We start from the raw sequence: 13,425 nt of genomic DNA, 5'->3' as shown, positions 1-13,425 counted from the left end.
ATAATTACAAATGATTTTGTTTGAAAAATGAAAGCAAAGTTGCTGCAAAGAGAGGGTATAAGCTCTCCAGGGAGGATTTTTGAATGTCAGACTACTTAGTGATTGTAGAATCACCTGCAAAAGCGAAAACGATTGAAAAATATTTGGGAAAAAAATATAGAGTGAAAGCTTCCATGGGGCATGTGCGCGACTTGCCGAAAAGCCAAATGGGGGTGGATGTGGACGACCATTTTAAGCCGAAGTACATTACAATCAGGGGCAAGGGGCCGGTCTTAAAAGATTTGAAAAACGCGGCCAAAAAAGCAAAAAAAGTCTATCTTGCCGCCGACCCTGACCGCGAAGGGGAAGCAATTGCCTGGCATCTCGCCAACAGCTTGAATCTGGATGTGCATTCGGACTGCCGCGTCGTGTTTAATGAAATTACAAAGGACGCGATTAAAGAATCATTTAAACATCCGCGCCCGATCAATATGGACCTTGTCGATGCCCAGCAGGCAAGACGGATTTTGGATCGTCTCGTCGGTTATAACATTAGCCCGCTTTTATGGAAGAAAGTGAAAAAAGGTTTGAGTGCGGGCAGGGTACAGTCCGTTGCCGTCCGCCTTATCATCGACCGGGAAAATGAAATTAAATCGTTTGTGCCGGAAGAGTACTGGACGATTGCCGGGTCCTTTAAAAAAGGGAAAGACACGTTCCAGGCATCTTTTTACGGTGTGGACGGAAAAAAAATACAGCTGAAGTCAGAAGCGGATGTGAAAAAAATTACCGGCATGCTGAAAAGCGACAAGTTCCAGGTTTCTTCCGTCACGCACAAAGAGAAGAAACGGAATCCGGCGCCGCCGTTTACGACTTCTTCCTTGCAACAGGAAGCCGCCCGGAAGCTGAACTTCAGGGCAAAGAAAACAATGATGGTGGCCCAGCAGCTGTATGAAGGCATCGACCTTGGAAAAGAAGGGACTGTCGGGCTGATCACGTATATGAGAACAGACTCGACCCGGATTTCGGAAGTCGCAAAAACAGAAGCCAATCAATATATTCGGGAAAAATTCGGGGAAAACTATTTGCGCCAGGAAGAAAGAAAAGAGAAAAAACAGGCAAATGCCCAGGATGCACACGAAGGGATCCGGCCAACAAGCATTTTCCGGGATCCGGGTTCGGTCAAGTCCTTTCTAAGCAGAGACCAGTATAAGCTGTACAAATTGATTTGGGAACGCTTTATGGCCAGCCAGATGGCCCCTGCAATACTGGATACGATGAGTGCCACGCTGGCAAACGGCACGGTTTTGTTCCGGGCGTCCGGGTCAAAAATCCAGTTTCCGGGTTTTATGAAAGTGTATGTGGAAGGTTCCGACGACCAGCAGGAAGAAGGCGAACGTTATTTGCCGCATCTCGAAGAAGGGGATGTTGTCCAATCTGAGTCGATCGAACCGAAACAGCATTTCACCCAGCCGCCGCCACGCTATACCGAAGCCCGGCTTGTCAAAACGCTGGAAGAACTTGGAATTGGGCGGCCGTCCACCTATGCGCCGACATTGGATACAATCCAAAAGCGCGGCTATGTGGCGCTTGAGAATAAGCGGTTTGTCCCGACAGAGCTCGGCGAAATCGTGCTCGAATTGATTCGGGAATTTTTCCCGGAAATCATAGATGTCGAATTCACCGCTGATATGGAAAAAGACCTGGACGAAATTGAAGAAGGAAAAGTGCCATGGGTCCAAATCATTGATGCGTTTTATCAAAATTTTGAAGCCCGCCTGAAAAAAGCGGAAACCGAAATGGAAAAAATCGAGATCAAAGATGAAGAAACCGGGGAAATGTGCGAGCTGTGCGGAAGTCCGATGGTGTATAAAATGGGGCGTTATGGCAAGTTTATGGCTTGCAGCAATTTTCCTGATTGCCGCAATACGAAGCCAATCGTCAAAAAAATCGGCGTCACTTGCCCGAAATGTGGTAAAGGTGAAATCATTGAGCGGAAAACAAAGAAAAACCGCATTTTTTACGGGTGCGACCGTTATCCGGAATGTGATTTTGTCTCTTGGGATAAGCCGGTTGGCAGGAAGTGCCCGAAGTGCGGCGACATGCTCGTTGAGAAAAAGCTGAAAAAAGGGACGCAGATCCAATGTGTGCACTGTGACTATAAAGAGCAGTCGGTGAAGTAATGATCGACCTTGCCGGAACTTTGGCGGCCTTGCGTGGAGCGGGCGGCAAAGTTCCGGTTGATCAAAATGAATATTTACATTTTTACGAGAAAATGCATCTTATTCTTTTACTTCTTGGAGCAGCTGTTGTAAAATGCTTAAAGGACAGTTGCGACAAAAAACGACAGAATTCCCGAATCGTTGGCGGGCAGCGGCCAAAAGCTTTTCAATAAACGGCATTCCCGGCTTTTCACGGCAGGAAGCGCCAGTCAAAAGGACAATTCGAAAATTTATGAAAAATATGTAACATTCGTTGCAATCCGATCCGGAAATGTGTTATGATTTAACCGGATTTCCGAATGCCGTCCCTTGGCTTCGAAGCATATGAGCCGGCGGGAGACGGGGTTTCGGTTGGCGCAAGCCGGGGCTTACGGATACCCGGACCGGCGCAAAAAGCCCGGCTGGCGGGTTTGTCCGGGCCGTTTTACCGGCTGAAAAAAATGGCAATAACCCCGGAAAGCCTATTGTTGTCTATCAACGTGAAGAGTGGCGTAAAGCAGGCCCGTTTCCCCGCACATGTGAGGTGTTAAACAGATGAACGGCGAACTGTCCGGCTATTTGCTTTCTTTTATGGAATACATGCAAGTGGAGAAAAACTATTCCGCATACACAATCAAATTTTATCGCCTGGACCTGGAGGATTTTTTTGCGTTTTTAACCGCACAGGGGATTGCCTCGCTGGACGAGGTGGGGTATCCGGCAGGGAGACTGTATTTGACAATGTTGCATGAACACGGATACAGCCGCGCCACGGTAGCACGGAAAATATCCAGCATTCGCAGTTTTTTCAAATTCCTGATGCGGGAGAGAATCGTCAAAGAAAATCCCTTTGCACTTTTATCACAGCCGAAACAACATAAGCGCCTGCCCAAATTTTTTTATGAGGAAGAAATGGAGCAACTGTTTGCGGCATGTGAAGGCGATGATGCACTGTCCCGGCGCAACCGTGCTTTGCTCGAAATCCTGTATGCGACCGGCATCCGCGTGAGCGAATGCGTCAATATTCGGTTGCAGGATATTGATTTTGAATTCGAGACGATCCATGTAAAAGGGAAAGGAAAAAAAGAACGGATCGTGCTGTTCGGCCATTTTGCAGGGGAAGCCGTTTCGGATTATATGGCGCATGCACGGAAAACGTTGATGCGCGGTAAAGAAGACCATCCCTATTTATTTGTAAATGCACGCGGCGGCGCATTGACCGATAAAGGTGTCCGCTATATTTTAAATGAAATGATCAAAAAAGCGGCACTGACCGGAAAAATTCATCCACACATGTTGCGGCATACATTTGCAACCCATTTGCTGAACCATGGGGCTGATTTGCGCACAGTACAGGACCTTCTTGGGCATGAAAGCTTGTCTTCCACGCAAGTCTACACACATGTAACCAAGGAGCATTTGCGGCAAACTTATATGGCTTACCACCCGAGAGCATAGCAATGCAAGGCGGTTCGCTTTGATTACATAGGAGGTGCTGATATGGGTGATTTTCACGCAACCACAATATTTGCCATCCGCCATAACGGAAAAAGTGCAATGGCTGGGGATGGGCAGGTGACGCTCGGAAACTCTGTCGTGATGAAAAATACGGCCAAAAAAGTCCGCCGGCTGTTTAACGGAAAAGTGCTGGCCGGTTTTGCCGGCTCGGTTGCGGATGCTTTTACGCTTTCCGAAATGTTTGAAGGAAAACTGCAGGAATATAACGGCAACCTGACGCGGGCAGCAGTGGAACTGGCCAAAATGTGGAGAAGCGATAAAGTGCTCCGAAAGCTCGAAGCGATGCTGATTGTCATGGATGAAAACAATTTGCTGCTTGTCTCGGGAACGGGGGAAGTCATTGAACCGGATGACGGCATCCTCGCTATCGGCTCGGGCGGCAATTACGCGCTCGCTGCCGGCCGTGCACTGAAACGGCATGCGGCAGAGAACTTCACCGCAAAAGAAATTGCGCGGGCTTCCCTTGAAATCGCATCTGAAATTTGTGTATTTACAAATTCAAACATTATCGTGGAAGAACTATAAGCGGAAAGGTTCCCGTACCGGTATATTTCCATAAAGGAGTGAGCGGATTGGCCAACACGTTTAGAAAAACAAACAGTTTGACACCAAGGCAGATTGTTGAGCGCCTGGACCAGTATATTGTCGGCCAGAAAGAAGCAAAGCGGGCTGTTGCCGTGGCGCTCAGGAACCGTTACAGAAGAAGCCTACTGTCTGAAAAAATGCGGGAAGAAATTATTCCGAAAAACATTTTGATGATCGGGCCGACCGGTGTCGGAAAGACGGAAATCGCAAGAAGAATGGCACGGCTTGTCGGTGCCCCGTTCGTCAAAGTAGAAGCCACGAAGTTTACGGAAGTCGGATATGTCGGCCGGGATGTGGAGTCGATGGTACGCGACCTTGTCGAGACGGCTGTCCGGCTTGTAAAAGAGGAAAAAATGAACGGCGTGCGCGATCAGGCGGAGAAAAATGCAAATGAACGCCTCGTCGATTTGCTTGTCCCGTCGCGGAAGAAGCAAGGGAATTTCAAAAACCCGTTTGAAATGATTTTTGGCGGCGGCGGGCAGCAGGACACGGCACCGGATGAAGAGGAGGAAGAATACTCCAAAAGGGAACAGAAACAGCGTATACGGGAAAAGCTCTTAAACGGTGAACTGGAAGATGAACCGGTTACCGTGGAAGTGGAAGAGCAGGCTCCGTCCATGTTTGATTTGTTCCAGGGTTCCGGCATGGAACAAATGGGCATGAGTGTGCAGGACGCGCTTGGCAATCTGCTACCGAAAAAAACAAAACGGCGGAAATTGCCGGTCAGGGAAGCAAGAAAAGTGCTTGCACAGGATGAGGCACAGAAACTGATCGACATGGACGAAGTGACCCAGGAAGCCATTTTCCGGGCAGAACAAACCGGCATTATCTTCATTGACGAAATTGACAAAATTGCCTCCAAAAACGGGAACGGGTCCCAAGCGGACGTATCGAGGGAAGGCGTCCAGCGGGATATTCTGCCGATTGTCGAAGGATCGACGGTTGTCACAAAATACGGCTCCATTAAAACGGATTATATTTTGTTTATTGCTGCCGGCGCTTTTCATATGGCAAAACCGTCCGATCTGATCCCCGAACTGCAAGGACGATTCCCGATCAGAGTGGAGCTTGAGAAACTGACCGTCAGCGATTTTGTCAAAATTCTTGTCGAGCCGGATAATGCCCTGGTAAAACAATATATTGCATTATTGGAAACAGAAGGTATACAAATAGAATTTTCTGACGAAGCTATTACCAGAATTGCTGAAATTGCTTTTGAAGTGAACCAAAATACCGATAATATCGGGGCGAGAAGACTTCATACCATCATGGAAAAACTGCTTGAAGATCTGTCTTTCGAAGCACCGGACATCCATTTGGAAAAAGTGTCCATCACCCCGCAGTATGTGGACGAAAAGCTCGGTGCGATTTCACAGAACAAAGATTTAAGCCAGTATATTTTATAACCGTTTTGAAAAATCGGATAAGGGTAGACGTGTAATGAAGGCTTTCTCTCTTTTGCGGCAGGTCCCGGCAATTCAATGCAGTTCAAATACCGAATCAATCTAGGAGGAATGGAAATGAGTTTGTTAGATAAAACAAGGAAAATTAATTCGATGTTGCAAAAAGCAGCCGGACGTCCGGTGAATTTTAAAGAAATGGCGGAAACGCTGAGCGATGTGATTGAGGCCAATATTTACATCGTCAGCCGCCGCGGGAAATTACTCGGTCTCGCCATCAACCAGAAAATTGAAAACGAGCGGATGAAACAAATGTTTGAAGACCGCCAGTTTCCGGAAGAATACACGAACAGCCTGTTTAACATTACGGAAACCTCATCCAATTTGACGATTGAAAGTGAGTACACGGCATTTCCGATTGAAAACAAAGACCTGTTTGAAAAAGGCCTGACAACGATTGTTCCGATCGTCGGCGGCGGGGAAAGAATCGGTACGTTGATTCTGGCTCGTCTTGAGCGGGAATTCGATGACGAAGATCTTGTTTTGGCAGAATACAGTGCGACGGTTGTCGGCATGGAAATCCTCCGTGAAAAAACAGAAGAAATTGAAGAAGAAGCGCGCAGCAAAGCGGTCGTGCAAATGGCCATCAGTTCTTTGTCCTACAGCGAGCTGGAAGCCATTGAGCATATTTTTGAAGAATTAAACGGGAAGGAAGGCCTGCTTGTCGCGTCCAAAATTGCGGACCGCGTTGGCATTACCCGCTCTGTCATCGTGAATGCGCTGCGTAAACTGGAGAGCGCAGGGGTCATTGAATCCCGTTCCCTTGGCATGAAAGGGACCTATATTAAAGTATTGAATAACAAATTCCTCGTTGAACTGGAAAAAGTCCGTTCTAACTAACGGATAAGCTTTACGGCAATTTGCGCCAAAAAAGGATACGATTCGTATCCTTTTTTTTATTGGTATTTAATTTACCATAAAAACGCACAAATACTAATATATGGATACTAATAAAATTTAAGGAAATCCGACCTGCCAATAGTGTTTCCCAGTAATTGTAAATTTTTGTAATCCTAGGCGTATCAAGGTGCTTGAAAAATTTTTCGGCATCTTTTTCGCGGTGTGGGAGTAAGGGATTAATCCAAAAGTCCTACTATCAAAAAATTTTTTTTGTGATTTAAGAATATGTTCATTTACAGCCCGTTATGAAACAATTAAAATAAAAAATAGCAAACAATTTGTCGTATAAAAGAAAAAAATGTCAAGTTTATGTAATGAGGTGTCCATTGATGAGTCTCTCTTCCAATACGTTGCGGTCGCTTGAGCATGCATTGCAGTATGCTTCGCTCCGGCAGAAAGTGATTTCAAACAATATTGCCAATGCGGATACACCGAATTATAAGGCGCAGGATGTCAGTTTTAAAAATGTGCTGGAGGATTCGGTCAATGCCATTTCAGCGAACCGGACCGACCCCCGGCACTTCCGTTTTTCTGCCGGGGATTCAAGTCCAGAAATCGTGACGGAATCCGGCACCACTTACAACAGCAATGGCAACAGTGTTGACATCGATACCGAAATGGCGAACCTTGCCAGCAACCAGATTTATTACGAGTCACTGATTGAGCTGGAAAAAGGAAAGCTCTCATCCTTATTAAATGTCGTGAGAGGAGGACAGTAAGATGTCCATGTTCACCGGAATGAACATTTCTTCTGAAGCCTTATCGGCACAGCGCCTGCGGATGGATGTCATCTCTTCCAATATTGCGAACGCTGATACAACAAGAGATACGTATGTAAATGGGAAATGGCAGCCATACCGCCGGAAAGAAGTGGTACTTGCTGCAGGAGGCGGTTCTTTTGCCTCCATATTTCGTTCGAAACTCGGAATGCAGGGTGCTGGGTCCGGCGTCCAGGTGGCCGGCATTGTCGAAGATAACAGCGATTTTAAAAAAGAATACAATCCGGATGATCCTGATGCGGATGCAAACGGATATGTGACAAAACCAAATGTGGATCTTTTAACGGAAATGACCGGTATGATCAGCGCCACCCGCTCGTATGAAGCCAATGTCACGGCGCTGAATGCTTCCAAAGCGATGCTGATGAAGACGCTCGAACTCGGCCAATAACAGAGAAAATTCCGCATATGAAAGGAGGCGAATGATGTGTCTGTTCAATCAATCAGTCAGACGCCGTTCGCAAGTTTGAGCGGGCTGTCGCCAAAATCAGCAGGCGCCGCTTCGTCCGCTAACGGCTCCGTTTCATTTTCGGACCTGCTGAAGCAGTCTGTCAATGAACTGAACAAACAGCAGAACCATTCCGACACCTTGATTACAAAACTATCGAACGGCGAAAATGTGGACCTGTACCAGGTAATGGTCGCCGTACAAAAAGCAAACCTTTCAATGCAGACGGCACTCGAAGTCCGAAATAAAGCAGTCGAAGGCTATAAAGAAATGATGCAGATGCAAGTGTAACGTTCTGATCCGGCGTACATAAAAGCCGTTTCCCGGCCGTAACGCCCGGATCCTTTCCGTCTGCCCTAAAGGCGAAAAGGATGCCGGAACGTTTGCTGTCCGACTGTTCTATTGATGAAACACCGTGAATTTTTTATCCCGGGGGATAATGATGAATGAAAAGTTAAAACAATCTTTTCAAAACCTGAAGGGGTTTTGGAAAAGCAGGAGCAAGAAGCAGAAAACAATCGGCATATCCGCCGTTGCCCTTATGCTGGTACTTGCTGCCGGAATCACTTATTTTATGACAAAAACAAAATACGCGCCGCTCTACAGCGGGCTGGATGTCTCCGAAACAGGATCCATCAAGGACGAACTGGACCAGGAAGGCGTACCGTCCAAAATCACGGATGGTGGCAAAACGATCGAAGTGCCTGAAGACCAGGTGGACGATTTGAAAGTCACATTGGCTGCAAAAGGGCTGCCAAAGACCGGCAGCATCGACTATTCTTTTTTCAGCCAGAATGCAAAATTCGGGATGACAGACAATGAATTTAACGTCGTAAAGCTCGATGCGATGCAGACGGAACTGGAAAATCTGATTGAACAGATGGACGGCGTCGAAAAAGCAAAGGTGATGATCAATCTTCCGAACCAAAGCGTCTTCGTAGCCGACAGCCAGGCAAAAGCTTCCGCATCGGTTGTCCTGACGTTAAAACCCGGTTATGAATTGGACCAAAACCAGATAAAAGCCGTTTACAATCTTGTTTCAAAAAGCGTTCCGAATCTTCCTACCGATAATATCGTCATTATGAACCAGAATTTTGAGTACTATGACTTAAATTCTTCAAATTCTTCCGGAAATGCTTATACACAGCAGCAGGCGATCAAAAAACAAATTGAACGGGATATTCAGCAGCAGGTGCAAACGATGCTTTCCACACTGATGGGTGCAGGAAAAGCGGTTGTCACCGTTACAGCGGATATCGATTTTACGCAGGAAAAACGCGAGGAAGATCTCGTTGAACCGGTTGATAAGACGAATATGAAAGGCATTGAAATCAGCGCCAAAAAAATCCAGGAAACATACCAGGGTACAGGCGCAGCAGCCGGAACGCCATCTGGCAGTACAGATTCTGTCGGCTCTTCGTATGTATCCGGGTCGAACGGGAACGGGACGTATTCCAAAACAAGTGACACGATCAACTACGAAGTAAACCGGATTAAACGGAAAATTACAGAGAGCCCGTACAAAATCCGCGATCTCGGCATAGAAGTCATGGTCGAGCCGCCGGTCAGAACAAAACGGTCTTCCTTGCCCGCTTCCCGGTTAAAAGATATTAAATCGATGCTTTCTACGATTGTCAGAACGTCGATTGACAAGTCAAGCGGCACAAGGCTGACCAATCAAACGGTTGCCGATAAAATCGCAGTTTCCGTCCAGCCATTTGCAGCCAATGCGCCGGAGAAGGCGAAAAAAGCTTCGATTCCGTGGTGGGTATACGCGATTGGCGGAGGTTTGCTTCTCGTGATAGCCGGGCTCATCTTCTTCATGATCCGCAACAGAAGGCGGGCCGCTTCGGAGGCTGAAGAAGAGATGGCGGAAGAAACGCCGGAAAAACCGGCACCGCCCCGCATTCCGGACGTAAATGAGGAACAGGAAACCGACGCTTCAGCAAGGCGGAAACAGCTTGAAAAAATGGCAAAGGAAAAACCGGATGAGTTTGCGAAACTATTGCGGTCATGGCTTTCCGAAGAATAGGAGGGAAACAAGATGGCAAGTAAAGAAAAAACATTATCCGGCAAAGAAAAAGCAGCCATTCTCCTGATTTCTCTCGGCCCGGACGTATCGGCATCCGTCTACAAACATTTAACAGAAGAAGAAATCGAAAAGCTGACGCTGGAAATCTCAGGCGTCAGAAAAGTCGACAATGAAACGAAGGAAAAAGTGCTGACCGAATTTCACCATATTGCTTTGGCACAGGACTATATTACCCAGGGCGGAATCGGTTATGCCAAAATGATTCTCGAAAAAGCACTCGGCCCGGAACAGGCGGCATCCATCATCAACCGGCTCACTTCATCGCTGCAGGTGCGCCCGTTTGATTTTGCTAGAAAAGCAGATGCGGCCCAGATTCTGAATTTTATCCAGGATGAACACCCGCAGACGATCGCCTTGATTCTGTCCTACCTGGATCCGGAAAAAGCCGGGCAGATTCTTTCCGAGCTTCCGCCTGAAATGCAGGGGGACATTGCCAGAAGAATTGCCTTAATGGAAGGCACATCCCCTGAAATTATCAGCGAAGTGGAAGCCATTTTGGAAAGAAAGCTGTCCGCGACGGTGACACAGGATTATACGCAGACAGGCGGGGTGGAATCCGTTGTCGAAGTGTTGAACGGGGTCGATCGTACGACAGAGAAAACGATCCTTGACTCGCTGGAACAGAAAGATCCCGAACTTGCCGAAGAAATCAAAAAACGAATGTTTGTATTTGAAGATATCGTCACCCTTGACAATCGTTCCATTCAGCGCGTCATCCGCGAATGCGAAAATGAAGACCTGCTTCTTGCACTGAAAGTCTCAAGCGACGAAGTAAAAGAAATTATTTTCCGCAATATGTCGCAACGGATGGCCGATTCCATGAAAGAAGAAATGGAATATATGGGCCCGGTGCGGCTGCGTGAAGTCGAAGAAGCCCAGTCGAGAATTGTGTCCATTATCCGCAGGCTGGAAGACAGCGGCGAAATCATTATCGCAAGGAACGGAGGCGACGACATCATTGTCTAATATTATTAAAACAAAGCAAGATGCAGGTGTTGTTTCCAAAATGCGCGTAATCAGCGTGCGCCGGCTCCCGGCGTTGCCCGAAGAAACGGGAGATGCAACCGCTGTGAAAGAGGATATTTTCGCAAAATATCAAACCGAGGCAGAGCGCCTGCTTTTAGACAGTCAAAAAGAAGCAGAAGCAGTACGCCGGCAAATTGCCGAAGAGAAAAAACAGTGGGAGCAGGAAAAAGCAAAGCTCACCGAACAAGCACAGCGCCAAGGGTTTGAAGCCGGTTATGCAGATGGCCGCAAGGAAGGGTTTGAAAGCATCCGCGACCATTTAAACAAGTCCATTGACATCGTCAACCGTTCCAAAGAGGCGTTCAAAAAACATTTAGAAGCATCGGAAAAAGATATTTTGGAAATTGCGATGAAAGCAGCGGGGAAAATTTTGCAAGACACACTTGAAACATCCCCCGAAAAAATGTTTGCCATCGTAAAAAACGTATTAAAAGAAGCGACCGGGTATAAAGAAGTCGATCTCCATATCCATCCGGGGCAGTACGCCTTCGTCATGGACAACAAGGAAGAACTGGATGCCCTCTTCCCGAACGATACAAAATGCTATGTCTACCCGGATGATTCGCTTGAACCGTACCAGGTCTTTATCGAAAGCGGCAGCGGCAGGATTGATGCAAGCATTGACAGCCAGCTGTCTGAACTTAAGGCAAAGCTTTTGGAACTGATCGGGGAGGATGCGGAATGAAAGCAACCGATCTCTTAGACTATATACCCGAAATTGGGACGTTTAAACATTACGGAAAAGTAAAAAGAGTGATCGGCTTAATGATCGAATCACTCGGGCCGAAAAGCTCCATCGGTGACGTCTGTTATATTCATGTGGATAACAAAAAAAATACGAAAAAAATCATTGCCGAAGTTGTCGGGTTCCGTGACGGGAATGTTATTTTAATGCCTTATACGAACATCCAAGAAATTTCTCCCGGCAGCCTTGTGGAAGCAACAGGGAAACCGATGCGGGTGAAAGCAGGCCCACGGCTGTTGGGGAAAGTCATTGATCCTTTGGGCGTGCCGCTCGACCATTCCCCGCTTCCCGCCGGCCTAAAACCGATTCCGATCGACCGGACGCCCCCCAACCCGCTCAAGCGCCCGCCGATCAGGGAACCGATTGAGCTTGGCGTCCGCGCGATCGACAGTCTGCTGACGGTTGGAAAAGGCCAGCGGATCGGCATATTTGCTGGAAGCGGCGTCGGCAAAAGCACCCTGCTCGGCATGATTGCACGCAACACAAATGCCGATCTGAATGTGATCGCCCTAATCGGGGAGCGGGGCAGGGAAGTAAGGGAATTTATTGAACAAGATCTCGGCCCTGAAGGTTTAAAAAAGTCCATTGTTGTCGTGGCAACAAGCGACCAGCCGGCATTGATGCGGATTAAAGGCGCCTATACAGCAACAGCGATAGCGGAATATTTCAGGGACCAGGGGCTAAATGTCATGTTTATGATGGACTCGGTTACCCGGGTCGCGATGGCCCAGCGTGAAGTCGGACTGGCAACGGGGGAACCGCCGGCTACAAAAGGATATACCCCGTCCGTTTTCGCGATTTTGCCGAAACTTTTGGAAAGGACCGGAACAAATGAGTCCGGCACGATTACCGGGATCTACACCGTGCTTGTCGACGGGGATGATTTGAATGAACCGATTGCCGATACGGTGCGCGGCATTTTAGACGGGCATTTTGTTCTGGACAGGGATTTGGCAAATAAAGGGCAATACCCGGCTATCAATATTTTAAAAAGCGTTAGCCGACTGATGAGCCAACTTGCCAGTCCTGCACACAAAAAAGCCGCAGAAAAGATTCGCGAACAGTTAAGCACTTATTTGAATTCAGAGGACCTGATCAATATCGGCGCTTATAAACCGGGCGCATCAAAAGAAATTGATGAAGCGATCGAACGCTATCCGAAAATCGTTTCTTTTATCAAACAAAGCACCGACGAAACCTATAGTATGGAAAGCAGTATCCGGGCTTTAATCGGACTTGCGGAAACGGGTGAGTGGGCATGAATTATCATTATAAATTCGAGAAAATCCTTGATGTCAAAGAAAAGGAAAAAGACGAGGCGCTCAGTGCATACAAAAATGCGGTACAGGCATTTGAAAATGTGGCCCGGGAGCTGTACGCGCTTTTGAAAAAGAAAGAAGACCTGGAAGCCCACCAGGCTGAAAAAATGAAAGCGGGCCTTTCCGTCCAGGAAATCCGGCATTACCGGCGGTTTATTGATGATATTGAAAAATCAATCCATTATTATCAGAGCCTCGTCATGAATGCACGAAACCGGATGAACTGGCATCAGCAGAAACTGCAGGAGAAAAATATAGAAGTCAAAAAATACGAAAAACTGAAAGACAAAGATTATGGCCGTTTTCTGATGAAACTGAAAATACAGGAAGAAAAGCAGGCAGATGAAATTTCAACCCAGACTTTTTATCACTAAAG

At 47.2% G+C, this 13,425-nt stretch carries 14 protein-coding genes; all 14 read left to right on the top strand.

The annotated features are described in order from the left end of the window. The first annotated feature begins 83 nt into the window (after window positions 1-83). Window positions 84-2,159 carry a type I DNA topoisomerase gene (gene topA, locus P9687_RS12990; RefSeq protein WP_017551515.1) on the top strand — a complete coding sequence of 692 codons (2,076 nt, stop codon included), beginning with the start codon at window positions 84-86 and terminating at the stop codon, window positions 2,157-2,159. Further along, on the top strand, window positions 2,159-2,371 hold the full coding sequence (locus tag P9687_RS12985; protein ID WP_014095463.1) for a hypothetical protein: 213 nt from the start codon (window positions 2,159-2,161) through the stop codon (window positions 2,369-2,371). The genes topA and P9687_RS12985 overlap by 1 nt, the downstream gene beginning before the upstream one ends. Before the next feature lie 361 nt (window positions 2,372-2,732). Continuing rightward, window positions 2,733-3,635: a tyrosine recombinase XerC gene (xerC, locus tag P9687_RS12980; protein ID WP_014095461.1), complete on the top strand. Its 903-nt coding sequence runs from the start codon at window positions 2,733-2,735 to the stop codon at window positions 3,633-3,635. Window positions 3,636-3,677: 42 nt separating this feature from the next. Next, window positions 3,678-4,220 (top strand): ATP-dependent protease subunit HslV, encoded by a 543-nt coding sequence (gene hslV / locus P9687_RS12975; RefSeq protein ID WP_014095460.1) that lies wholly within the window; start codon window positions 3,678-3,680, stop codon window positions 4,218-4,220. 47 nt (window positions 4,221-4,267) lie between these two features. Further along, window positions 4,268-5,686: an HslU--HslV peptidase ATPase subunit gene (gene hslU, locus P9687_RS12970; RefSeq protein ID WP_017551516.1), complete on the top strand. Its 1,419-nt coding sequence runs from the start codon at window positions 4,268-4,270 to the stop codon at window positions 5,684-5,686. Between the two features lie 114 nt (window positions 5,687-5,800). Next, window positions 5,801-6,580, top strand: a complete 780-nt coding sequence (codY, locus tag P9687_RS12965) for a GTP-sensing pleiotropic transcriptional regulator CodY (RefSeq protein ID WP_014095458.1) — start codon at window positions 5,801-5,803, stop codon at window positions 6,578-6,580. A gap of 389 nt (window positions 6,581-6,969) precedes the next feature. After that, window positions 6,970-7,359: a flagellar basal body rod protein FlgB gene (gene flgB / locus P9687_RS12960; RefSeq protein ID WP_035188464.1), complete on the top strand. Its 390-nt coding sequence runs from the start codon at window positions 6,970-6,972 to the stop codon at window positions 7,357-7,359. A 1-nt stretch (window position 7,360) separates the two neighbouring features. Further along, window positions 7,361-7,810: a flagellar basal body rod protein FlgC gene (gene flgC, locus P9687_RS12955; RefSeq protein WP_013859084.1), complete on the top strand. Its 450-nt coding sequence runs from the start codon at window positions 7,361-7,363 to the stop codon at window positions 7,808-7,810. A gap of 36 nt (window positions 7,811-7,846) precedes the next feature. Next, window positions 7,847-8,158 carry a flagellar hook-basal body complex protein FliE gene (gene fliE / locus P9687_RS12950; protein ID WP_017551517.1) on the top strand — a complete coding sequence of 104 codons (312 nt, stop codon included), beginning with the start codon at window positions 7,847-7,849 and terminating at the stop codon, window positions 8,156-8,158. Window positions 8,159-8,309: 151 nt separating this feature from the next. Beyond that, window positions 8,310-9,899 (top strand): flagellar basal-body MS-ring/collar protein FliF, encoded by a 1,590-nt coding sequence (fliF, locus tag P9687_RS12945; protein WP_014095455.1) that lies wholly within the window; start codon window positions 8,310-8,312, stop codon window positions 9,897-9,899. Window positions 9,900-9,911: 12 nt separating this feature from the next. Continuing rightward, window positions 9,912-10,925, top strand: coding sequence for a flagellar motor switch protein FliG (gene fliG, locus P9687_RS12940; protein ID WP_013859088.1), 1,014 nt, complete (start codon window positions 9,912-9,914; stop codon window positions 10,923-10,925). Further along, window positions 10,918-11,670: a flagellar assembly protein FliH gene (gene fliH, locus P9687_RS12935; protein ID WP_035188467.1), complete on the top strand. Its 753-nt coding sequence runs from the start codon at window positions 10,918-10,920 to the stop codon at window positions 11,668-11,670. Before fliG ends, fliH begins: the two co-directional genes overlap by 8 nt. Beyond that, a complete protein-coding gene (gene fliI, locus P9687_RS12930) occupies window positions 11,667-12,992 on the top strand; it encodes a flagellar protein export ATPase FliI (RefSeq protein ID WP_104851382.1) in 1,326 nt (441 codons plus the stop codon). Before fliH ends, fliI begins: the two co-directional genes overlap by 4 nt. Beyond that, entirely contained in the window at window positions 12,989-13,423 is a 435-nt protein-coding gene (fliJ, locus tag P9687_RS12925; protein ID WP_013859091.1) for a flagellar export protein FliJ, read from the top strand. The genes fliI and fliJ overlap by 4 nt, the downstream gene beginning before the upstream one ends. The last annotated feature ends 2 nt before the right edge of the window (window positions 13,424-13,425 follow it).

The organism is Weizmannia sp. CD-2023 (assembly GCF_036225245.1).
GTDB classification, from domain to species: domain Bacteria; phylum Bacillota; class Bacilli; order Bacillales; family Bacillaceae_C; genus Weizmannia; species Weizmannia faecalis.
The sequence above is the reverse complement of the archived record's forward strand: the minus strand, read 5'-3'. Positions and strand labels throughout refer to the sequence as shown.

Coding starts and splice junctions, on each gene's coding strand:
- xerC (WP_014095461.1), top strand. CDS start 2,733: ATGAACGGCGAACTGTCCGGCTATTTGCTTTCTTTTATGGAATACATG.
- flgB (WP_035188464.1), top strand. CDS start 6,970: ATGAGTCTCTCTTCCAATACGTTGCGGTCGCTTGAGCATGCATTGCAG.
- hslV (WP_014095460.1), top strand. CDS start 3,678: ATGGGTGATTTTCACGCAACCACAATATTTGCCATCCGCCATAACGGA.
- fliI (WP_104851382.1), top strand. CDS start 11,667: ATGAAAGCAACCGATCTCTTAGACTATATACCCGAAATTGGGACGTTT.
- codY (WP_014095458.1), top strand. CDS start 5,801: ATGAGTTTGTTAGATAAAACAAGGAAAATTAATTCGATGTTGCAAAAA.
- P9687_RS12985 (WP_014095463.1), top strand. CDS start 2,159: ATGATCGACCTTGCCGGAACTTTGGCGGCCTTGCGTGGAGCGGGCGGC.
- flgC (WP_013859084.1), top strand. CDS start 7,361: ATGTCCATGTTCACCGGAATGAACATTTCTTCTGAAGCCTTATCGGCA.
- fliG (WP_013859088.1), top strand. CDS start 9,912: ATGGCAAGTAAAGAAAAAACATTATCCGGCAAAGAAAAAGCAGCCATT.
- fliF (WP_014095455.1), top strand. CDS start 8,310: ATGAATGAAAAGTTAAAACAATCTTTTCAAAACCTGAAGGGGTTTTGG.
- topA (WP_017551515.1), top strand. CDS start 84: ATGTCAGACTACTTAGTGATTGTAGAATCACCTGCAAAAGCGAAAACG.
- fliJ (WP_013859091.1), top strand. CDS start 12,989: ATGAATTATCATTATAAATTCGAGAAAATCCTTGATGTCAAAGAAAAG.